This window comes from Nostoc sp. KVJ3 (assembly GCF_026127265.1).
Taxonomy (GTDB): Bacteria; Cyanobacteriota; Cyanobacteriia; order Cyanobacteriales; family Nostocaceae; genus Nostoc.
Genome location: NZ_WWFG01000001.1, coordinates 1,448,686 through 1,471,578, shown reverse-complemented (window position 1 = coordinate 1,471,578; position 22,893 = coordinate 1,448,686). Strand labels below are relative to the sequence as shown.

Genomic DNA, 22,893 nt, shown 5'->3' with positions numbered 1-22,893 from the left:
AACCGAACCGTATTGCAAGTAGTTTTACTAACTATGTGATGAATAGAAAAATTTCTCTTGGCTTGATGCTGCTGTTTCTGGGTACTCAAATTAGTGTTACCCAATCAGCAGCTAAAGCACAAACCCCAGTTGCACCAACAACTACCACAAAATCAATTTGCCCTACCGAATTGGGAACAGCTATAGATGCTGTAATCAATCGTCCTTTATTTAGTCGGGTACGCTGGGGAGTTTTGGTACAACCCCTGTCAACGGGATCAACTCTTTATAGTCGGGATGCTCAGAAATATTTTATTCCTGCGTCTAACCTCAAGTTACTGACAACAGCAGCTGCATTGCAGCAATTGGGTGCTAATTTTCGGATTCGCACCTCTATTTATCAAAATGGTAATGGCGTTTTACGTGTTGTTGGTAGGGGAGATCCCAGCTTAACTGATGCTCAATTGCAAACATTAGCACAGCAACTAAAACAGAAAGGTATAACTCAAATTCCAAGGTTGATAGCTGATGATAGTTATATTCAAGGGGATATTGTTAACCCTACCTGGCAATGGGAAGATGTGCAGTCAGAATATGGCGCACCAGTCAGCAGCTTTATTCTCAATCAAAATATTTTTAGCTTAAAACTTGTACCGCAAGCTGTAGGTAAATCCTTACAAGTGATGTGGATTGATCCTGGCGAGGCGAAACAGTGGCGGACAATTAATCAGTCAGTAACAGTTGCCCAAAATCAACCAACCTACGTCAATGTTACCCGCGAATTATCGGGAACAGCATTACGAATTCAAGGACAACTAACAGCAAGTTCTGAACCCTCTTTAATAGATTTACCTGTAATTGACCCTAATTATTACTTTTTGCGGCACTTTCGGGCTGCTTTGGTAACAGAAAAAATTCCTTTGGGACAAACATTAGTAGTAACTGGTGGTGTTCATCAAGAGGAAATTGCTTTTGTCGAGTCGCCACCTTTATCTGAATTATTAATGGAAACTCTCCAGAATAGTAATAATCTTTATGCTGAGGCACTATTGAGAGCATTAGCTGGAGAAAAACCTAGATTAAAAACTCAGACTAGCCCTGATGTAGGTTTAGAAGTTGTCAAAGCAAGTTTAACTAAATTGGGAGTTGATCCAGCAAATTATATTTTAGTGGATGGTTCAGGTTTATCACGTCGTAATTTAGTGACACCAGAAGCTTTTGGACAAATTTTGCGAGGAATGGCAAGAACACCAACAGGATATGTGTATCGCGCATCTTTACCTGTGGCTGGTAAAAGCGGAACCTTAAAAGGCCGTTTTCAAAACACATCTGCTGAGGGGATTGTCCAAGCAAAGACAGGTACGTTAACGGGTGTAGTTTCTCTATCTGGATATGTGAATTCGCCTAAATATGAGCCTTTGGTTTTTAGTATTATTGTGAATCAATCGGATCAACCTGCAACAGTTGTTCGGCAAGCAATTGATGAAATTGTTGTGTTATTAACCCAGTTGCACAGTTGTTAATTTTATGTTAAACAACAGCTTTATTAATTCGGAGTCCCATAATCACTAAATCACGTTCAACACGATCAATTTCAGCAACTTTAGGTAAATGTCCCCAATGTTGAAAACCAAATGTTTTAAAAAGTTTTAAACTGGGTTGATTGTGGGCAAAAATGAAGCATAGTAGGGTATTTAAACCCAAACTGGGACTTTCACTAATTGCTTGTGCTAATAGTTGTCTTCCCAAACCACACCGATGAAAGTGGGGCGCAATGTAAATACTAATTTCGGCAGTCGTATTATAGGCAGCCCGCCCATAAAAGGATTGGAAACTAAGCCATCCAGCAATTACCCCCTCTACTTCGATTACCCAAATTGGGCGTTGTGAAGGCGATCGCGCCTTGAACCAAATAAGGCGACTTTCTACAGATATTGGCTCTAAATCAGCAGTTGCCATGCGGCTAGGAATTGCAGCATTATAAATTGCCACAATTGCAGGTAAGTCAGTTTCAGTCGCATGGCGAATAGTCATTGCTACCGTCTCGAAAAAATTTTGAGAAAATATTCAAAAATAATACAGCGTTACGGCTTCCGTAACACATCCTTGTCTTTTATAAGAAGTGGTAGCGGCGCTTGGATAGTAGCCGCAGTTCCTCCCATTCCTCCACCGAGAAATACGACAATCGCTTAACTTATCTGAGTTTTCGACATCTTTCTCTAGATAGTTTGGCATCAAATAAGATATTCTATTTCGGATGTTTCGTTTATGTAGTATTACTATAAGATAGTGAATAGAAGTGACGGCGTAACGTCCTACAACACAGGAGGAAGTAACCATGATGTCTAAGCATAGCGTGCTTTCAGAATCTGTAATATCTCCACAATTAGAAGCTCAATCTATCGAACTGGAGCGCATACTGAGCGTTCAAGGTTCCCAGGCAAAACTGGTAGGGGCTAACGGAGAAAAAATTACCATTCCTGAACCGATTTATCAAGTACTACTTCAAGTTGTCCACGCAATGGCATCAGGTAAGGCTATATCTATAATTCCTCAACAACAGGAATTGACTACCCAACAAGCCGCTGAATTTCTTAATGTATCACGCCCCTACCTAATCAAGTTATTAGAACAAGGTGAAATTCCTTATATTAAGGTGGGTTCACATCGACGGGTTCGTTTTGATGATTTAATGAATTACAAACAGCAGAGGGATGTGAAGCGCGATCAACTCTTAACTGAGTTAACTCAGATGAGCCAAGAAGCAGGATTCTACGAATAGGAGTAATTCAACCAACAAAATGGCTGAACAGCTTGTTCTCTTAGACTCCTGTGTTATGTTCCCCATGTATCTGCGTGACATTCTACTTCGTTGTGCTACGGCTGGTTGTTATTTACCCTATTGGTCGCAGGAAATTCTTGATGGTGCAACTCGCAACCTTGTAATTACAGGCAAGATGTCAGTTGAGAAAGCAATGAAGTTGGAGAGGACAATTACAGCAGCCTTTCCAGAAGCAATGGTGGAAGTGCCAGATGGATTAGCTGAAATTATGACAAATCACCCTGGCGATCGCCATGTTCTGGCTGCTGCTGTCACAGCTAAAGCTGATATAATTGTTACCTCAAATATGAAGCATTTTCAAGCCAAGGATCTGGCTCGGTGAGAAATAGAAGCGCAACACCCGGATACCTTTCTTACTCACCTTTACGATCTTGATCCAGATTCCATACTTAAAATAATACAGCGATGGTCTTCAGATTTAAAAAAGCCACCATTAACTTTTGTCGAGTTACTTGATCTGCTCAACAAAGAAGTACCAATATTCGCTAGTAAGGTTTTATGGCATGAATATAGCCAGAGTGTTTTCCAAACTGCTAAAAAAGCCTTGGATAAATTAGGCAAGGTGGCACTAGAAGGGGGCTTATATTTTGAGGGAGAGCGCTATCGACTCTGGCAGAATCGGGGAATTTTAACAATTACGGCCAAAAACAACCGAGGGGAAATTCTGCGAGTTGAGAATGGGAAAATTCAGGGAAGTCTTTTATCAGAGGACATTAAGGCATTCCAAATATTTGAACAAAGTTTAGAAACAGAACTAGAACAAGCTAAAATACAAAAATCTCAAACCTGATAGCTTAAAGTTCCCACTAATGTTACATCTAGTATCGTTGAGCGGGAAAAACCAACGTGAAAGCACAGGTATTTAGAGGCGTTAATCAATTATCTTACGAAGATATCCCAGTTCCAACCGTGGAACCAGATGAAGTGCTGGTACAGGTGCGGGTTGTGGGGTTGTGTCAGTCAGATATTAAGAAAATTCGTTATCCACTATACGAACCGCCGCGCATTTTTGGACATGAAACTGCCGGCACGATCGCAGCGTTAGGCAATAATGTCAAAGGTTGGCAAGTTGGACAACGGGTAGCGGTGATGCACCACATCCCTTGTATGCGTTGCGCCTACTGCCTAAGTGACAATTTTTCTATGTGCGATGTCTACAAAAACATTTCCACAACCGCAGGTTTTAACGCCAGTGGCGGCGGTTTTGCCGATTATGTCAAAGTACCCGGACATATTGTGCAAAATGGCGGGCTGATTCCGATCCCCGATAATATTAGTTTTGAAGAAGCGAGTTTTGTCGAACCGACTAACTGCTGCTTGAAAGCGGTGAAAAAAGCGCAGATTGCCCCAGGACAAACTGTATTAGTTACTGGTGCTGGGCCAATTGGATTAATGTTTATCATGTTAGTGAAGTATTTTGGAGCAAAAGCGATCGCTACCGATTTACTACCCTCTAGAATTGAAAAAGCTTTGAGTGTCGGTGCAGAAGCGGCTTTTGATGCGCGTGATGCCGATTTAACCGCAAAAATCCATGCCCTTACTGGTGGACTAGGTGTTGATGTCACCCTGCTAGCTGTTCCTAGTGAGAAAGCCTTCTTTCAAGCACTCGATAGTACCCGCAAAGGGGGGAAAATCTTGTTTTTTGCCGAATTCCCTGATGAGGTGGAAATTCCAATTAATCCGAATATCCTCTACCGTCGAGAAATTGACTTGATCGGTAGTTATAGCTCATCTTATCGGCTTCAGAATCTCTCATCTGAGATTGTATTTAATCAGCGAATTGATGTGCAAGCCTTGATTAGCGATCGCTATCCATTAAAAGATTTATCAGCAGCTGTTGAGCAAGCGATCGCACCCACACCGGATACTTATAAAATCTTAATTTATCCGTAAAAGGAAGATGAGGGGGATGAGGAAGTAATGCTAAAAATTTACTTCGTGCTTTTCTCCCTCATCTCCCCCTACTCCCTCATCTCTCCATTAGCCCAAACAAAATGCTTATTACCTTAGTTGCAGTAGCCTTATTAGCTTTCTACGTCGCTTGGAATCTCGGAGCAAACGATGTCGCTAATGCGATGGGAACCTCTGTAGGTTCTAAGGCTGTCACCCTCAAACAGGCACTAATAATTGCTGGAGTATTAGAGTTTACGGGTGCTGTGTTGTTTGGACATGAGGTAACGGAAACTCTCGCAACGAAAATTGCCAATCCCGCCTTATTCGCAGCTACACCCCAAATATTCGTTATTGGGATGGTAACGGTACTAATTTCTTGTGGTGTGTGGTTGCAAATTGCTACATCACGCGGTTTACCTGTTTCATCTTCTCATGCGGTAGTTGGTGCGATCGCTGGATTTAGTTGGGTAGCTTTGGGAGTAGGTGCAATTGATTGGCCATCAATTGGCTTAATCAGCATTGGCTGGGTTTTAACGCCATTAATTAGTGGTGCGATCGCCGCTTTATTTTACAGTCTAATCAAGCACTGGATTTTAGATCAACCCAATCAATTAGTCCAGTTACAAGAATGGATTCCCTGGTTGAGTACTGCGCTGCTAGGTGTATTCGGCGTAATTGTATTACCATCGCTGACAGAACCCCTAACCAATTTTGTAATTGAGCAAGTTGGTTTTACGATCCCTGCTTACGATATCCCTCTGTTAACTGGTGCAGTAGCAGCAGTTGGACTCACAATCATTAGTTGGCGACAATTGGGAGATTTGGGGAAAACAGAAGAGTCTATCCAATCCCCCATACCCAATCCAGTTGAGCGCTTATTCGGACGATTCCAACTGCTAAGTGCTTGCTTTGTAGCCTTTGCTCATGGTTCTAACGATGTCGGAAATGCGATCGCTCCTTTAGCTGCGATCGTCTACATCAATCGCACTGGTAGCGTACCTATAGATGGTATTACGATCCCCCTTTGGATTTTAATCCTTGGTGGTGCTGGTATTGTTGGTGGTTTAGCTGTTTGGGGCAAAAAAGTCATCGCCACTATTGGCGAAAACATTATTGCTTTGCAGCCTAGTAGTGGATTTTGTGCCGAACTTGCTACTGCTACCACTATTCTTATGGCCTCCCGACTAGGTTTACCAGTCTCCACTTCCCACGCTCTCGTCGGCGGTGTAGTTGGTATTGGATTAGTGCAAAATATCAAGTCGATTAAGTTCCAAACACTAAAAGGCATTGCCGCCGCATGGCTAATTACAATCCCTGTGAGTGCTATACTTAGCGCTGCCATCTTTAGCATCGCCCGATTTTTATTCCACTAAGAATTATTAATATTTTCCTAACTTTTTCTCTACTGCATCTGCTCAAAGCAAAACCTAGACTGCAACAACGCCAAAAAAGCGTACTTTTGCAGAATTGCTGCTCATTCATTAGAATGTTGTGCAGGGGATAGCGTGACTTTGAGTTTCCACAGAACGATACTTTAATCTCCATCGAGAGATATAAACTGTCACACAAGTTACATTCCACAGGAATTTAGAGCTAATTTTGCAAGTCAGACAATTTTCCACCTACACATACACATCTACAAGTCTTTGACAACTACTATTGGCAACAAAATAGGACTTACACCAAAAAACTCTCAAACTCTTATTACTCCGTGTTCTCTGCGTCCTCTGTGGTTCGTTTTCTTGTAACCTGTACGTAAATCCTACAAAACAATAAATATTTATTTGGTTATTTGGAGTGAGATTTATTTAAAAGTAAAAATCTCATTGGCAAGTAATTGATGTAAATTAAACCGATCAAAAACAAAAAAGGTGTCACTTCAAGGTACTTACAGCCATACGGACAATCCCAAACCGCTCAACAGAGCCTTAGCGTTTCGTAGAGAAGTCGTTTGCGTAGCGTTTTGCAGGAAAGTCTGAAATCGAATGACCAATATAGTTTTCAATGCTGGAAAAACACCACTCATTAAGCTGTAGGGTAAATTTGATGCTTTGCCAAGTTGTGTTCAGTATGACAGAATTGCGTTGAAATGCGGAAGTACTGTTAAAATTTTTAATTTATCTGACAAAATACAGGAAATTAGTATGAGCGCCAATAAAGCGTACGGGAAGCAGCTTTATCGTCAAGGTGTTAGAGGTTAGAAGCTAATGGGGCGATTCGAGAAGCAACCAGAAAACCCGAGAGTCAGAGGCGAGCTATCTAGAGCAGCAGAAAATGCTCTTTGGGCTGTAGTTGAAGACTTAGAAAATCTTCAGCAAAATGTCCTCAGAGCTTTGCAAGAAGATGTAAAACGTCTTCAGTCAGAAAAAAATCGGTTATCTGATGAGATTCAAAGCTTGGTAGAAGAAAAAGAGCATTTACAACAAGTGCGCCAAATCACTGAGCAGCAAGTCTTAATTCGTCAACTGGCAGAAGTTCTGGCAAAACATATATCTTCACAATTGCAATCCTCTCTGGCAAATTTAGCTAACCAAAACATAGAGGGTAAGTCTTACGAACAAGCTGCGCTGAAGTCCGCTGAAGTGAGCAGCAATGTAGTAGGTGAAATTAATGAAAAAGTCGAACACATGTTTGACAGCCTGGATGACACCGTTACTGTGACTTTTAACTCACTGCAACAGGAGCTAAAAAACTATCAAAGTAATCTTTCCCAACAGTTGTCACGGATGTATAGCCAGCAGCAACAAGGGGAAACGATTTTGACGGAGTTTGTTAATCGCTTGCATGGAGAACTAGAAAAAACTATAGAAGAAACTTCACGCAAACCAACAACAGCAGGTACACCTACTGTTTTACAGTTTACTGAACCAGAAAAAAACAATTCTTTTGAGACATCCCCGCCAACCTTTAGCGAAGTAGTAAGAAATTCCTCTGAGCCAATTTCCGCGATCCCGAATCAATTTTTAGAAGAAAGAGAAACCACATTAGAGCCTCCCGTTGTTAGAGAAAACACCGCGAACACAATTTCTGTCTCCATCAAAGACTTGTTGGAAAGAGAAATTACATCAGAGCCTCCCATTGTTAGAGAAAGCGCTGCGAACCAGATTTCTGTCCCTAGCAATGACTTGTCGGAAAGAGAAACAACATCAGAGTCTCCCGTTGTTAGAGAAAATGCCGCGAACCCGATTTCTGTCCCTATCAAAGACTTGTCGGAAAGAGAAACGACATCAGAGCCTACTGCTCCTATAGTTCCGCCATCGCAGGAAAACGCTGCTGAACCCATTTCTGTCCTCAATAAGGATTTGTCAGAAAGCGAAATAACATTAGAGCCTCCGATCGCATCTGTGCCACAGCCGGAAGCGATACAACCTCAACCTTTACGAAGGAGAAACGCTGCTGAACCATCTTCTGTTATCCGCAGGATGTCGCAGAGTAAAGCCAAATCTCCACCTTCGACTGCGCTAGAGCCGCAGCCGCCAGCAAAACCTCCAGAATCGCGATCGCCTAATTCCTCTGGCTTATCGCAACTCCAAATCGGCTTCTTGTTGATTGTCTTATCGGCAGTGGTATCGTCGCTTTACAACATAGCCATCAAGGTAATTTTTCATGAAGGTTCGCAGATTTTTGGAGTATTAGATGTAGAACGCTTGCTACCACCGACTTTGGGCAATACCCTGTTAATTTTGACGCTCCGGTTTATGGTCGTAGTACCACTGATGGTACTCCTCTCGCCTATGTTGCATCCAACACTATGGCAAGACTTAGAAAACTTAGCCGCTTCAGTTCGAGGAAATCCCACAGCTGCTAATAACGCTACCAAGCGGATTTTACTGTTGTCGGTTGTGAGTGGGTGCTTTTTGTTTTTGTCTCAGGTGCTAATATACATTGCGATCGCTCAAGTCACCACCGGAATGGCGATCGCACTGTTCTTTATCTATCCAATGATTACGGGACTATTTTCGTGGTTTCTGTTTCGCGATCGCCCCACCACATTCCGCTTCGCTGCGATCGCCGCTATTTGCTGCGGTGAATTGTTAGTTTTAGGGGGTTCTCCTAGCACCAGCATGGGTAATAGTTCAATGGGAAGCAGCACCGCCATTCTTTCGGGCGTAGCTTTTGCTGCCTACATCATTCTGACACGGGTATGTGCTAGCAAACTGCATCCTGTGACTTTTACCTTAATTAACTTCGCTACCATGCTGTTGTTGAGCTTTATCTGCTTGATGCTACCTTTACCAAGCAATTGGAACTTGATAATTTTTGACCAATCTAAGATGCTAGAACTGGTTTTAAGCGCATTTATCTTAGGTGTGCTGACTCTTGCCGGCTATCTGCTAAACAATGTCGGTATCAGTAAACTAGGTGCTTCGCGATCGGCAATTATTGGTGGTAGCATCCCAGTTTTAACCGTGATTTTAGCTGGGTTAATCATTCAAGAAAATTTAGATATTGTGCAAATTTTGGGAGTGTTGTTAGTAACCTTTGGCGCAGCTGCTTTTAGTCTAGAAACAATGCGAAATCAGGTTAAACCCTCCAACCCTACAAATTAAATGGCGAGTTCAATCAGTTTAGGTGTGGTTGGTGCTGGTTTACCTGCGATCGCTCTCAGCATTCATCCTGACGCTCATACACCCACTACTTGTAACTTTTTTAAACCATCTGTGACAAACAAGATCCCCGACTTTTAAAAGTCGGGGATTTAAGTTTTCACGAATAGTTTAGGACTCAACGAAGAGGCGGGGGAAGGGCAATACTGTTTGGTTAAGGCAAGAGACGCGATAAATCGCCGTCTTTACAATAATTAGTCCTTTGTCCTGACGGCGATTTATCGCATCTTAGAGTCACAAAAGCGGGCTAAGTAGAGATCGGACTTCATAGATGAGCGAGCAGCGAGCAGAATAACTTGACTTGTAATATATTTTTAGGGATTTAGCCTGATACAGGTAGGGAAAACACGTATATATAAGCAGTACGAGTAGTACTGACTCAAGCAATTGAGTACGAGTACTTGCTCAAAGAGAAGATTTGCAAGGAGTTAAGACCATTGCAGCATATTTTGGAACTAGGAGATAAGTAGCACAAGGGTTTAGAGTGACCCGTTTTTTAAAGCACATGAATATATGGAGCGATCGTCTATGAAAAAGCCAGTGTTTTTATTCTACGAAAACCCCTGCGAGTAACGCGAAATTCAAAATACCTGATTTCTATGCTCTTGAGGTTGCTGAGATGGTATCTTGATTAATGCCTTTGTGTATTAGTCAACTTAGTCTGCGATCGTCCAGATGCCTAGAGAAAGAAGCTTATATAGTACCTTGCTGCGGGATTCTCATCCTTTTCCAGCAACAAACTATCTATGCCATTCAAGTCTCTCAAGTATATAAAACAGCGAGGCAAAAAACATCCATGAAAGTAGCCAATGAATTAGTTAAATCATGAAATTTCAAAATTCTTTCATGAAAGAAATATAAATTCATTGAGAAGACATCTCTAAATAGTCATCAGATGGTATCCAAGATGTTTTATTATATCTATGGCTAGTAACTAATCTTTCGGTTGTTAGCATGATTAACAAAGCCCTGTGCCTACACGATTCCGCCCGAATCAATCGCGGGTTTCTGTGTCAGATTATCAACACAAAATGATAAATCAGACTGGGCTTTAATAGTCACAATCAAAATATCATCAAACCTTGATTTAAGAGGAATATAGAATACTTAAGTATGCATTATTCACAAACATTAAAATGCATATTTTTATTCCACAATCAAAAAACAATGATATGATGAGAAGCGATATTTGAAAGAACAATAGGTATTTGAAATTGGAATTAATTGCTCTACTTGATGTCTACTATCTTCCCTCAAGCCAACGGCTTATATTTTCAAGACATCACTGGAGGTTGTGAACAAGATAATAGTTCACAATGAGCCGTGTGACTCAACCTCTGGACGTTACTATACCTGGTAAGCGGTTTATTTTGAGATTACTAACAACGATCTCCAACCACTGTGTGCTAAAAATAATTTGCCAAAGCTGAAGAATATCATCTTTTTCGAGTAACAGATATCCCAGATGAACCGCGCAAACTATTTTTTACTCCTAGTCGGCATAGTGCCATAATTAGGTGTATATAAGCAGCTTGACGTTGTTGCTTTTGAAAGATGAGAAAACCTAGAGAAGTTAAAAGCTTTGTAGATTACTTACAACACAGTTGACTTTTAGGAAGTAAACCGCCGTCAAGCTGGATTTGGTGATATCTGTAATTTTCCGGTCAGATGCAGAGACAGTTATAGTCACAACCACCGAATCTGCTTGTATTCCAGAAAATATGCGAAAATGGTAGTTTGGGCTACCACGGACTTCATCGTTATCGCATACTAATATAGTCTGAAGTGAAAAATCGCCTTCAGCCAGGTGTACACTATCTAATTCTCACTCCATTAAAAACTCTGTAAACGTGCTATTCAATTGTCTGTAATATGAGTAACGACATAGATCTGATCAAACGTCTTGACCCCAGTGCGATGGATCAGATCATGCTTTATCTGGCTTTTAGTGCCATGCGGACGAGTGGGCACAGGCATGGGGCATTTTTAGACGCAGCCGCAACAGCAGCAAAGTGTGCAATTTATATGACCTATCTAGAGCAGGGACAAAACCTGCGAATGACAGGGCATTTGCACCACCTGGAACCAAAACGCGTAAAAATTATTGTAGAAGAAGTCAGACAGGCGCTAACAGAAGGCAAACTGTTAAAAATGTTGGGTTCTCAAGAACCTCGCTATTTGATTCAATTGCCTTACGTCTGGCTAGAAAAGTATCCTTGGCAACCGGGGCGCTCGCGTGTTCCTGGTAGCAATCTGACAAGTGAAGAAAAAAGGCAAATTGAGCAAAAACTTCCCAGTAATCTACCAGATGCCCAGTTAGTTAGCTCTTTTGAGTTTCTGGATTTGATTGAGTTTTTACACAAGCGATCGCAAGAAGACTTGCCACCCGAACACCAAATGCCTTTGAGTGAAGCCTTGGGTGAGCATATCAAGCGCCGTCTACTCTATTCAGGCACGGTAACACGCATAGATTCTCCTTGGGGAATGCCCTTCTACGCACTTACTCGTCCTTTTTATGCCCCAGCAGACGATCAAGAACGTACATACATCATGGTAGAAGATACAGCTAGGTATTTCCGCATGATGAAAAATTGGGCAGAACGGCGACGGAATGCTATGCGCTTACTGGAAGAACTTGATATCCTTCCAGAAAAAATGGAGCAAGCTATGGAAGAATTGGATGAAGTTATCCGTGCTTGGGCAGATAAATATCATCAAGACGGTGGTATTGCAGTGGTTTTACAGACGGCTTTTGGTGAAAAAGAAGATTAGTAAAGGTACGCAAAACTCAAAGAGCTTACCTTATAAGCTTTTCACCAATTTTGTTCTTGACTTAAAAGTAGGAACATGGTTGATCTATTTATACTGTAACACGTTAGTAGTATTAATAATACAAAAGTCACAAAATTGCTTGTGACTTTTGTATTTAAAATATTGCAGTGACTTCCAATAATAAATTATCCTATAATGACTGTCTTGAAAGTAGATATAAACGGCGATCGCTCTTGATTCCAACAGGGTAGAAAATTATCTTTTCCAGTTCCCAAATTTCCTAGTGCAGATTGAAATACTACTGATTGCACGATCGTTAATTTTTGGCTTATTTCGTGGGAATGTTTGACTAAATGATTATTAGCATATCGAGCTACAACTACTGTACTCGCCCTTGACTCTCCAGATGTCAGAATTACAGCAGCAATACTCAAGGTAATGCTAGTAACAGCAACTAATTTTTTATTTTCATTTCAGCTATCCTTTACATTGCCTCAAAAGCTGCTACTTACATACTCAATCCCGATCGGATCAATAAATCAGCAATGCTACTAATTCCTCTTCCAAAACCAGGAATTATAAATAGAAGCATCATGCCAAAGAGTCCGAATTGAGTATATTGCAGTGGCTTTAACTGAGGAAAAATCTCACTGAAGATATGAAAGCCATCAAGTGGTGGAATTGGCAGCAGATTAAACAGAAATAATGCTAAATTAATCCGAGCCGCTAGGTAAAGAAATTCGACACTAAAGAGTCCTAAAAGACTCAGATTAGAGAGAAGTTTAAGCACTAAAATAAATAGAGTACCTAAAGCCAGATTCGACAATGGGCCTGCTGCTGATACCAAAATATTTCCTAGCTTTCCAGAGCGAAATTTAGATGGGTTAACGGGCATTTGTCCCCAAGCTATACCCATGAGACAGAGAAATATCAGGGATTCTTTGCCCATGTGAACTACAGGATTAAGTGTCAAATGACCAGTTTGTTGTGGAGTGTTATCTCCCTGACTCATAGCAGCCCAGCCGTGAGCAAGTTCATGCAAAGTTATGGAAAATATCACAATTACAACGATTCTGAAAAAATAAATCGGCTCTGTGATAAGTGTTTGGATAAACATAATTTAGTATATTTTGGTGATGCTCTATCTGTGTGGGCGTAACTTATTTGGTATAAATTTTAATATAGACATTACTTAAAGTACTACGGTAATTTTTGGTATATTTTAGAAATCAAAATTTACTACTTTTATTAATCTCAGTTGATTTAATAGCTGAAAAAAGTTATTTCATAACACTGTAAGGATTTTAAAACCTGGTGATAACTACGTATCTATTTTAATTTTTAGTATATAAAAGCTTTGTGATGAATAAAAAAGTATAGTAATTAGTATAATAAAATACTCAGGAGGAGCGCAAATTACAGATAGATCGATTTTATTTGTGTCTAACTGCATCTATAGTTTTATGTATCTCAGCCTCAAAACAGAGCCGCAACTGTCTTGTTATTTTGGTACATCACTTTGCAAAGTTAATTTTATTACCTGAAATAGCAATAGATTTACTAATAATCTTTAAGAGAATTACGCATATATCAACTTCAATGAGACAATCTGACCTAATCTTCTCAACCTAAAGGAAGACATGAACGATCGCACAAAGGCTCTCCAGGCTCTCGCAGCTGAACGTTGGCGGATATCCCTGATTCTCAGTGGAGCCATGATGTTTATTTACTTTGGCTTTATCTTGCTAATCGCATTCAATAAGCCCCTGTTGGGGTCATTAGTAGTTCCTGGCCTCAGCCTGGGAATTTTACTAGGGGCGCTGGTAATTGTCTCAGCATGGGTATTAATTTTTATCTATGTGCGTTGGGCAAATAGCAGTTACGACGACCAAATCGCCAGACTGACACGCAAATGAAAATTGTGCATGGGGATGAGCGAGATGAGGGAGTAGGGAAAAAACATTGATTTATTTACCAATGCCCAATACCCAATAGCTATTAGCAATTTCTAGTCCAAAATCCAAAATACTAAACCAAAAAAGCATGAATAGTGTGTGGTTGGATCTGCCACTAGCGGCGGATATTACCAGTCTTGGTCATTTTAACCCGTTAGCGATCGCTTTCTTTTTTCTGTTTGTTGTCAGTTCTCTAGGTATTACCTTTTGGGCAGCAAAGCTGACCAAAAATACTGCCCACTTCTATACAGCTGGCGGTAATATCAGTGGTTTCCAAAATGGGCTAGCCCTAGCAGGAGACTTTATGAGTGCAGCTAGCTTTTTAGGTATCACTGGGCTGGTGGCACTCAACGGTTTTGACGGCTTAATTTATTCTATTGGCTTCCTGGTGGGCTGGCCGATTGTGATGTTTTTGATTGCGGAACCATTACGTAACTTAGGTAAATATACTTTTGCTGATGTAGTGGCTTATCGTTTACAGCAAAAACCAGTCCGCATCGCATCTGCAATTGGAACGCTGGCAGTGATTAGCTTTTACTTAATTGCCCAGATGGTAGGGGCTGGGGAACTAATTAAACTACTGTTTGGCTTTGATTATGAATTAGCCGTGGTCATCGTCGGTTGTGTGATGATGGCCTATGTGATTTTTGGTGGAATGATTGCCACCACTTGGGTACAAATTATTAAAGCAGTTCTGTTGCTGGGCGGAACTATCTTGCTAGCGATCTTGGTATTGGCACAATTTGGTTTTAACCCACTCGCTCTTTTCGCTGCTGCCGCAGACAAGTATCCAGGTGTATTAGCTCCAGGCAAACAGGTTTCCGATCCCTTTGATGCTATATCCTTGGGGATGTCGTTAATGTTCGGCACTGCCGGATTACCCCACATCTTGATGCGTTTCTACACAGTACCGGACGCTAAAGCCGCACGCCTCTCTGTTACTTATGCTACAGCTATTATTGGCGTTTTTTATCTCCTTACCTTCATCCTGGGCTTTGGAGCGATGGCGCTAGTAGGACAAGATGCCATCAAGCAAATTGGGACTGGTGGTAACATGGCTGCACCAATGTTGGCAGAATTCCTTGGTGGTGATGCTTTCTTAGGCTTTATTTCTGCTGTTTCCTTTGCGACGATATTGGCAGTTGTAGCCGGGTTGACACTCTCAGGAGCCGCCGCACTGTCTCACGATTTATGGGTGAACGTGGTGCGATCTGGTCATGCTGACGAGTCAGAACAACTAAAGGTAGCTCGCGGTGCGACAATGGCTTTGGGATTACTGGCGATATTTTTGGGTATCTTATTTAAAGGACAAAACGTCGCTTATATGGTAGGTTTAGCATTTGCGATCGCAGCGAGTGCCAACTTCCCAGCGTTACTGCTATCAATGCTTTGGCGACGTTTCACCACTAGCGGGGCGGTTGCGAGTATGTTAGTCGGTACTTTCTCCTCGTTACTGCTGATTTATTTATCACCGACTATTCAGGTGACAATTCTCAAGCACGCTTCTGCACCTTTCCCACTGAAAAATCCGGGATTAGTCACTATTCCCCTAGCGTTTATTGTGGCAATTGTCGTTTCATTATTGACTACTGAACAACAAGCACAGGAAAAGTTTGCGGAAGTTGAGGATCGCATTCACATTGGTTCTGGGATGTGATTTTGGTATTGGGAATTGGGAATTGGTTATTTATTAATTCTTCTCCCCCTGCTCCCCCTGCTCCCCCTGCTCCCCCTCCTCCCTACCCCCTACCCCCCTCTGCCTACTGTCCAAGTTCTTTGATGTTTTTCATCACTTGCTCATATAAGTCGTTGCTACCTTGACTTTGAAAGATACTTGCAGCTTGTTGTAAATCCTTAATCGCTCCCTGTTTGTCTCCATTGGTGGCACGGGCATTTCCTCGGTTATTGTAGGCAGGGGCAAAATTAGGGTTGAGGCGAATGGCTTGATTGTAATCTGCGATCGCACCCTTTGGATCTCCATTGGCAGCACGAGCATTTCCTCGGTTATTATAAGCGATCGCATATTTGGGGTTGAGGAGAATCGCTTGACCGAGATCGTCTATTGCCCCTTTTTTGTCTCCATTGGCGGCGCGGGCATTTCCTCGGTTATTGTAGGCTTCGGCGTAGTTGGGATTAAGGCGAATCGCTTCACTATAATCTTTCACCGCTTCTCTATTACCTTCTAGTGAAGCGCGGGCATTCCCTAAGTTATTGTAAGCTTCAGCGTCGTTAGGATTGACGCGGAGGGCTTGATTGTAATCTGCGATCGCTTTTTCTTTGTCTCCCAAATCAAAGTATGCTAGTCCCCGCCCGTTATAGGCAGCGCTATATTGAGAGTTTTGACTAATTGCCTTACTATAGGAAGCGATCGCAGCTTGTAAATCGCCATTGGCATGCTGATTCTTTCCCTGAAGATAAAATTCCCCACCAATGGATGTTGTCGCTGAACGACGGCTAGCTGGACTGACTCCGATTTCTGTCACCAAAACATTGTCATTCTTACTACAAGAAATACTGCTAATTGCTGTCAATGTAGTAAAAATAACTATGGTAAATACTTGATTTACCCTTGTTCTCTTTTGTCTAAATAAACGCCGTCTCATAATTTAATATAAACTGCTATAACACCTGAGTGCAATTACTACCAAAATCTGGATTTTAATTCTTTAACTCAATAGTTGTTCTAACTTTTCATAGATGTTTAAAGTCAATGACCATTTTACCTTGATATTAAATAGATTTATTTAATAAATCTATTAAGAAAAAATCATTAATCATCAAGTATAAAAGTTGTCGTTTTGGCTCTTGACTATCATCATCTCTGTACTTATTAACAATGAATTCCTTAGTAGCAAAGTCCTCTGACCGATGTTCTTTAAGATACTTTTTGAAAAACTATATTTTAACTTCAATATTAAGATTTATCCTAAATAATAACTCTATAAATTCGGAAGTTTGTAGCTTTGTAGACAATTTACTCATCTTCTGATTCACTCTCTTGAGTTTTAGTAGTTAGCCGCCAAGAGGTAGTTTTTTCAATATCTACAGACAGTTGTTCTAGATTTGAACCTAAATCTTTTTGGAGTTTCTGAGTTAATACGATCGGAAAATCTAAATCAATGTATTGGGTTTGTGCTAGCCTTGCTAATTCTAAAAAAGTAGCTTTAACTGTAGTGCGATCGTAGCTAGTGAGCTTATGATTAGAAGTTTCAGGTATATTTTGAGCTTGCATGGCTTTTTTCATACGTTCTTGCAAATGCTCAAATTCGGAATTCAACAACTTCCATTGTTGCTCAAGTTGTGAATATCTAGTACTTAGTAATATTAAATCTTCGGTTACGGGTTCGGGACTGGCTTGGGCTTGTAAACTTAACAAATTTGAGTGGATTTGAGCAAGATAAATACAGTCTAAATAAGCATACTCTATCTGTTCTTCTGTTAAAGGGCGTTTTGCCCAATCGCTTTTTTGTTCTTGTTTGTCGATATTGTTAAACTTACAAAGTGCTGTAGCTATGGTTTTGAGTTGATAGTTGGGTAATGGTAAAAGATAGTAGGGAATTTTTTTTGCCATTTCCAAAGTGCAAGTAATATTTTTTGCTTTCTTGTTACCGAGAAGCTTTAGATCGTAACTAGCATTGTGAAAAACTTTTTCAATAGCAGAATTGATCATAATTTTTTCAATAAATTCAGCTATGATGTTAGGCTGATCTAGAACATCTAAAAGATAGACGCGATCGCCACTCATATCTTGAGGATTATCTAACACCTGAATCAGCGATAGTCGAGGATTACGACTTTTATAGTCAGCGACTTCTGTATCTATCCACAGTGTTTTTGCATTGGTATATTCAGCAACAATGGCACTAATTTCGCGGGCGGAAGTAAGGTAGGGCATTGGCTAATATTTCCTGATATTTAAGGCATTTTAAGTAAGCCATAGTCTTCTAAAGTAACATTTTGTTGGTAATTTTGGTGTCACAGGATTGCAAAAATGCTGAAGTTTTGAGTTGAATAGGTTTAAACATCGCCAAATTGACTGAAATCTGATAACATCGAGTCACTACTGTAAGGCGGCATAGTTTATCATTCAAAGAGCGCATCTACATTAAATTCATAGAAAGCTATAGACCGCATACGGAACCATATTGGTTAACAACCGTCAAGAAAATTGAATTGACGCTTCTCAAAAATGGCTGCAAAATCTTAGCCTTAAGAAATCGTCCAAGTTTCAGTTTACAGTAACCTGAGTAATTACTTGGGCACTTTTGCTACTTCAAATTTAATTGCTTTTTAACATCTGCTCCTCACCATGACACACAAATTAATTGCTTCCAGTAATCAATTCGGAGATGGATAATGAAAAAGCTAATTCTATTACTAGTTAGTGGTATTTTGGTAGTTGGTTCTTTTGGCTGCCAAGAGGCTCCTAAAACTGGTTCGGAAACTCCTAGCCCTACTAATGAAACTGCTCAATTACCAGCAAAACCAGCTTCGCAGACAAATGAAACTGCCAAAGTTCCAGGAATACAAACAACTCCTTTAGCAGCTAGTACAGATACTAAAGTTAAAGCCGGTTCGGAAAAAACGGCAGCAACAAAAGTTAAAAGTGACTTAAAAACTGAAGTTAGCGCAAAGTTGAATAAAGGCTTACCAGGCAATAAGTTGCAAGTTGAAAACAAAGAGAGTGAAATTATCCTCAAAGGCACAGCAACTTCTAAACAAGAACTCCAGAAAGCTGAAACTTTGGCTAAAGAAGTTCAAGGTGTAAAGACGGTGAAAGTGGAAGCAAAAGTTGAAGCTGCAAAAAAGCCATAAAAGAATAACTGAAGTTCTCAGTTAATATCGGCATCAAAGCCAAACAGGGATTTACATTTATGTAAATCCCTGTTTTTTATTTGTTCAAATAAGTGACAACACTCTCAATACTGCGTAGGTTTTGGAATTTCTTGGTTGAGGCAAGCAGGGGGAGAAATGGAGGCTGGCGTTTAGTTTTGCCTCCCCTGCTTATCCGAGCAGTATTGTGCTTTTCTCTGAAACACTATTCTCCTTACCCCCTCTGTGTTCTCTGCGCCTCTGCGGTTCGATAATCCCTAATTTTCCCCCTACCCTCTTGCGAATTTTTAATTAGTTGATACACTTGTTCTTCATTAGCCCAGTTAACCAGCGCCTATGGTTCATATCAAGCGCGTGGAACTTACCAACTTCAAATCCTTCGGCGGTACTACCTCAGTCCCTTTGCTGCCGGGGTGTACTGTCATATCTGGGCCAAATGGTTCCGGTAAATCTAATATTCTAGATGCACTGCTATTTTGCCTCGGACTCTCCAGTTCTAAGGGAATGCGAGCCGATCGCTTGCCAGATTTGGTAAATAACACCCAAACGGCTAAAGGACGGGCTTCTATCGAAGCTAGCGTCACTGTGACGTTTGATTTATCTGGGGAGGATATCTTACCTCAAGCCGTAAAGATGCAAAGTGAGGGAGATGAGGGAAATGAGGGAGATGAGGGAAATGGGCAAGAAAATCCAAAATCTAAAATCCAAAATCCAAAATCGACAGAGTGGAGTGTCACTAGAAGGCTGCGAGTCACTCACCAAGGGAGTTACACGTCAAATTACTATATCAATGGTGAAGCTTGCACGCTGACGCAGTTGCACGAAGAATTAAGTAACCTGCGGGTTTATCCCGAAGGCTACAACGTGGTGCTGCAAGGGGATGTCACCAGCATTATCTCGATGAATGCGCGGGAACGGCGGGAAATTATTGATGAATTGGCTGGTGTGGCGGCGTTCGATCGCAAAATCATCCAAGCCAAGTCAACTTTAGATGAGGTGAAGGAAAAAGAAGATAGCTGTCGGATTATTGAAACAGAATTAACTGCACAGCGCGATCGCCTTTCTCAAGATCGGGCTAAAGCTGAGAGATATCAAAAGCTTCGCACGGAGTTGATTGCTAAACAATCCTGGGAAGCAGTTTTATCATGGCGATCGCTACAAGCACAACTTGAAAAGTTAGTTCACGAGATTCAAACAGGCGATCGCAATTCTAGTGAACTCTCAACCCAACTCACAAATCTAAATTCCGAAATCATCCAAAAAAGTGCTGAACTGGAACAACTCAATGCCCATGTGAAAGCATTGGGAGAAGATGAACTTTTAGCGGTACAGTCTACCCTCGCCACTCAAGAAGCAGAACGAAAACAACTCCAGCGTCAGCTAACGGAATTAGAAACGACTTCCCAAGAAACCGCCAAACGTCTGCTTCAAACTCAGCAAGAAATTCAAAAACACCGTCATTCCCTAGAAGAAATTGCCGAAACCCAAATTGTAGAGACGCGATTCATCGCGTCTTCCCAACACCAAAGAAACGAAGCGCACCAAGCCTTAGAAACCTCCCGCGAAGCCGCAGCCGAAATCGCCTCGGCTTCGGAAGCGTGGGTGCAGCAACAAACGGCATTCAACCGTCAAATTGAAACTCTGCTGCAAACTCTAGAACCGCAACGTACAGAAAAAGCACAACTCACAGAACGCAATAATCAGTTACAGCAACTAATTTCAGAACAAACTCAGTTAATTGAACGCGACGAACCGCTATTAGCTCAAAAACAAACTGAGTGTAGTCAAATTGAAACTCAATTTAACGCCTCTAGCGAACCCATCCAAAATTTAGCTCAAAATCTCTCAGCCACAGAACAAGAATTGCAAATCCAGCAGGAAACCCAAAAGCGGTTACTTTCTGAACAACGGGAAAAACAACGTCTGTTGGATAAAATTGAGGCGCAAGCCCAGGCACAGCAAGAAGTCCAAGGAACCCAGGCGAGTAAAGTCATTTTACAATCGGGAATGCCTGGACTTTGTGGCTTAGTTGTGCAATTAGGAAAGGTGGAACCACGCCATCAGCTAGCTTTGGAAATGGCTGCTGGTGGACGTTTGGGACATATTGTGGTGGAAGATGATGGTGTCGCCGCAGCCGGGATTGAATTGCTCAAACAGAAACGTGCCGGGAGAGCGACTTTTTTACCTCTGAATAAAATTCACGCTCCGAAATTTACTCAAGATGCAACCCTGCGTTTTGCTAACGGCTTCGTTAATTATGCTGTTAACTTAGTCGATTGCGATCGCCGTTACAAAGATGTATTTAGCTATGTTTTCGGTAACACGGTAGTATTTGCTAGCCTTGAGGCAGCGCGGAAAAACTTAGGTTTGTATCGCATTGTCACCTTAGACGGCGAACTGCTGGAAACTAGCGGTGCAATGACTGGTGGTAGTAACACTCAGCGTTCAGCCTTGCGGTTTAACAATTCAGAAGCGGCAGAATCTGATGAAGCGATCGCCTTAAGAAGTCGTTTGGTGGATATTGAGCGGGTTTTAGAGCGTTGTACTGAAGCGATCGCAACTTTATCAGCCAGAAGCAAAAAACTCACCCAAGAACTTGCAGAAGCGCGTCAAGCACGGCGCGAACAGCAGTTGCAATTGGAACAGTTGCAAAAAGATATTAAGAATTTAACAGCGCAATTAGAGGGGACGCGATCGCAACTTGCCCAAAATAGCGAAAAGTTAGCTACTGCTCAATCAAGATTAGAAATTTTAGATCGGGAATTACCAGGACAAGAAACTCAGTTGCAACAATTGCGACACGCTTTAGCAGAGTTAGAAGCATCCCAAACTCCCAGCGAATGGCAACAAATCCAAGCGACAATTAAAATTCAAGAGCAACAATTACAACAACGCGAGACAACATTACGCGAAGCTGAACAAAGATTAAAAAATTTGGAAAATCAGCAACAGCGATCGCAAGAAAAAATCCAAGAAGCAGAGACACGCATCGCAGAATACGAAATCCAAAAAACCTCTTGTAGAGACGCGATTCATCGCGTCTCCACACAAATCACAACGGTAAACGACCAAATCACCCAAACCCGTTTATCGTTGACTCAAATGGAGCAAAATTTGGGAGAAGAGAAACAAAAACGCGACACTACAGAACAGGAAGTGCGATCGCACCTTTTGCGCCAGCAACAATTGCAATGGGAAATAGAAAAACTCAAAGAAACCCAAGAGAAGCGGCGGGAGGAACTAATTGCACTGCAAAGCCAGTTGCGGGATATGGGGGCAGAATTACCAAATCCGTTGCCAGAGGTTCCAGATAAGGTAGATTTGGAAGAATTGCAGAAAGAATTGCGATCGCTTACCAAACGCTTACAGGCGATGGAACCTGTGAATATGCTGGCGTTGGAAGAATACGAGCGCACTCAAAACCGTCTCCAAGAACTCACACAAAAATTAGAAACACTAGAAGGGGAACGCACCGAATTACTTTTGCGGATTGAAAACTTTACCACATTGCGGCAACTTGCCTTTAAAGAAGCGTTCGATGCTGTTAACGAAAACTTTCAATCGATTTTTGCCATTCTTTCCGACGGCGACGGCTTCTTGCAACTTGAAAATCCCGAAGATCCCTTTAGCAGTGGACTAAATTTAGTCGCACACCCCAAAGGGAAACCCGTACAGCGCCTAGCTTCCATGTCTGGGGGAGAAAAATCACTTACAGCCTTGAGCTTTATCTTTGCTCTCCAACGCTATCGCCCATCGCCCTTTTACGCCTTTGACGAAGTAGATATGTTCTTAGATGGAGCAAACGTAGAACGATTAGCTAGAATGATTAAGCAACAATCACAACAAGCGCAATTTATAGTTGTGAGTTTGCGCCGTCCGATGATAGAATCAGCCGAACGCACAATCGGCGTTACTCAAGCACGAGGAGCTTACACTCAAGTTTTGGGGATTAAGTTACAATCATCCAATACATCTGCTTGATTTTTTGTTAATAATAGTGTATGGATAAACC

General features: G+C 41.5%; 18 protein-coding genes. 13 read left to right on the top strand and 5 right to left on the bottom strand.

Going from position 1 to position 22,893, the window contains the following annotated elements; genetic code table 11:
- Positions 1 to 38: 38 nt before the first annotated feature.
- On the top strand, positions 39 to 1,502 hold the full coding sequence (gene dacB, locus GTQ43_RS05970; protein WP_265271509.1) for a D-alanyl-D-alanine carboxypeptidase/D-alanyl-D-alanine-endopeptidase: 1,464 nt from the start codon (positions 39 to 41) through the stop codon (positions 1,500 to 1,502).
- Between the two features lie 7 nt (positions 1,503 to 1,509).
- On the opposite strand, the gene GTQ43_RS05965 is transcribed toward dacB, so the two are convergent.
- Positions 1,510 to 2,013: a GNAT family N-acetyltransferase gene (locus GTQ43_RS05965; protein WP_265271507.1), complete on the bottom strand. Its 504-nt coding sequence runs from the start codon at positions 2,011 to 2,013 to the stop codon at positions 1,510 to 1,512.
- 304 nt (positions 2,014 to 2,317) lie between these two features.
- Between GTQ43_RS05965 and GTQ43_RS05960 the strand changes: the two genes are divergently transcribed.
- The 8 genes from GTQ43_RS05960 to hetR all read left to right on the top strand — a co-directional run bounded on the left by GTQ43_RS05960 (position 2,318) and on the right by hetR (position 12,093).
- Positions 2,318 to 2,761 (top strand): helix-turn-helix domain-containing protein, encoded by a 444-nt coding sequence (locus GTQ43_RS05960; RefSeq protein ID WP_414859090.1) that lies wholly within the window; start codon positions 2,318 to 2,320, stop codon positions 2,759 to 2,761.
- 19 nt (positions 2,762 to 2,780) lie between these two features.
- On the top strand, positions 2,781 to 3,143 hold the full coding sequence (locus GTQ43_RS05955; RefSeq protein WP_265271506.1) for a PIN domain-containing protein: 363 nt from the start codon (positions 2,781 to 2,783) through the stop codon (positions 3,141 to 3,143).
- 240 nt (positions 3,144 to 3,383) lie between these two features.
- The gene (locus GTQ43_RS05950) at positions 3,384 to 3,611 is read left to right on the top strand and encodes a hypothetical protein (protein ID WP_265271505.1); all 228 of its coding nucleotides are present in this window, start codon (positions 3,384 to 3,386) and stop codon (positions 3,609 to 3,611) included.
- 56 nt (positions 3,612 to 3,667) lie between these two features.
- Positions 3,668 to 4,714: a zinc-dependent dehydrogenase gene (locus tag GTQ43_RS05945; RefSeq protein WP_265271504.1), complete on the top strand. Its 1,047-nt coding sequence runs from the start codon at positions 3,668 to 3,670 to the stop codon at positions 4,712 to 4,714.
- Between the two features lie 101 nt (positions 4,715 to 4,815).
- Positions 4,816 to 6,087 carry an inorganic phosphate transporter gene (locus GTQ43_RS05940; RefSeq protein ID WP_265271501.1) on the top strand — a complete coding sequence of 424 codons (1,272 nt, stop codon included), beginning with the start codon at positions 4,816 to 4,818 and terminating at the stop codon, positions 6,085 to 6,087.
- Positions 6,088 to 6,921: 834 nt separating this feature from the next.
- Positions 6,922 to 9,264, top strand: coding sequence for an EamA family transporter (locus GTQ43_RS05935; RefSeq protein ID WP_265271500.1), 2,343 nt, complete (start codon positions 6,922 to 6,924; stop codon positions 9,262 to 9,264).
- Positions 9,265 to 9,402 carry a hypothetical protein gene (locus GTQ43_RS05930; protein ID WP_265271499.1) on the top strand — a complete coding sequence of 46 codons (138 nt, stop codon included), beginning with the start codon at positions 9,265 to 9,267 and terminating at the stop codon, positions 9,400 to 9,402.
- A 1,791-nt stretch (positions 9,403 to 11,193) separates the two neighbouring features.
- Entirely contained in the window at positions 11,194 to 12,093 is a 900-nt protein-coding gene (gene hetR / locus GTQ43_RS05925; protein ID WP_265271497.1) for a heterocyst differentiation master regulator HetR, read from the top strand.
- A gap of 185 nt (positions 12,094 to 12,278) precedes the next feature.
- On the opposite strand, the gene GTQ43_RS05920 is transcribed toward hetR, so the two are convergent.
- Both GTQ43_RS05920 and GTQ43_RS05915 read right to left on the bottom strand, forming a co-directional pair.
- On the bottom strand, positions 12,279 to 12,527 hold the full coding sequence (locus tag GTQ43_RS05920) for a hypothetical protein (protein WP_265271495.1): 249 nt from the start codon (positions 12,525 to 12,527) through the stop codon (positions 12,279 to 12,281).
- A 74-nt stretch (positions 12,528 to 12,601) separates the two neighbouring features.
- Positions 12,602 to 13,210, bottom strand: coding sequence for a site-2 protease family protein (locus GTQ43_RS05915; RefSeq protein ID WP_265271493.1), 609 nt, complete (start codon positions 13,208 to 13,210; stop codon positions 12,602 to 12,604).
- A 523-nt stretch (positions 13,211 to 13,733) separates the two neighbouring features.
- Here GTQ43_RS05915 and GTQ43_RS05910 point away from each other — a divergent pair.
- Both GTQ43_RS05910 and GTQ43_RS05905 read left to right on the top strand, forming a co-directional pair.
- Positions 13,734 to 14,009 carry a DUF485 domain-containing protein gene (locus tag GTQ43_RS05910; RefSeq protein ID WP_265271491.1) on the top strand — a complete coding sequence of 92 codons (276 nt, stop codon included), beginning with the start codon at positions 13,734 to 13,736 and terminating at the stop codon, positions 14,007 to 14,009.
- Between the two features lie 127 nt (positions 14,010 to 14,136).
- On the top strand, positions 14,137 to 15,705 hold the full coding sequence (locus GTQ43_RS05905; protein WP_265271489.1) for a sodium:solute symporter family transporter: 1,569 nt from the start codon (positions 14,137 to 14,139) through the stop codon (positions 15,703 to 15,705).
- Between the two features lie 103 nt (positions 15,706 to 15,808).
- On the opposite strand, the gene GTQ43_RS05900 is transcribed toward GTQ43_RS05905, so the two are convergent.
- Both GTQ43_RS05900 and GTQ43_RS05895 read right to left on the bottom strand, forming a co-directional pair.
- Positions 15,809 to 16,651 carry a tetratricopeptide repeat protein gene (locus tag GTQ43_RS05900; protein WP_265271486.1) on the bottom strand — a complete coding sequence of 281 codons (843 nt, stop codon included), beginning with the start codon at positions 16,649 to 16,651 and terminating at the stop codon, positions 15,809 to 15,811.
- A gap of 371 nt (positions 16,652 to 17,022) precedes the next feature.
- The gene (locus tag GTQ43_RS05895) at positions 17,023 to 17,943 is read right to left on the bottom strand and encodes a ribonuclease D (RefSeq protein WP_265271484.1); all 921 of its coding nucleotides are present in this window, start codon (positions 17,941 to 17,943) and stop codon (positions 17,023 to 17,025) included.
- Between the two features lie 461 nt (positions 17,944 to 18,404).
- Here GTQ43_RS05895 and GTQ43_RS05890 point away from each other — a divergent pair, with 461 nt between their 5' ends.
- Together GTQ43_RS05890 and smc are read left to right on the top strand one after the other, a co-directional pair.
- Entirely contained in the window at positions 18,405 to 18,863 is a 459-nt protein-coding gene (locus GTQ43_RS05890; protein WP_265271483.1) for a BON domain-containing protein, read from the top strand.
- A 354-nt stretch (positions 18,864 to 19,217) separates the two neighbouring features.
- Complete coding sequence (gene smc, locus GTQ43_RS05885) at positions 19,218 to 22,862, top strand: chromosome segregation protein SMC (protein ID WP_265271481.1); 3,645 nt, start codon at positions 19,218 to 19,220, stop codon at positions 22,860 to 22,862.
- Positions 22,863 to 22,893 lie beyond the last annotated feature (31 nt).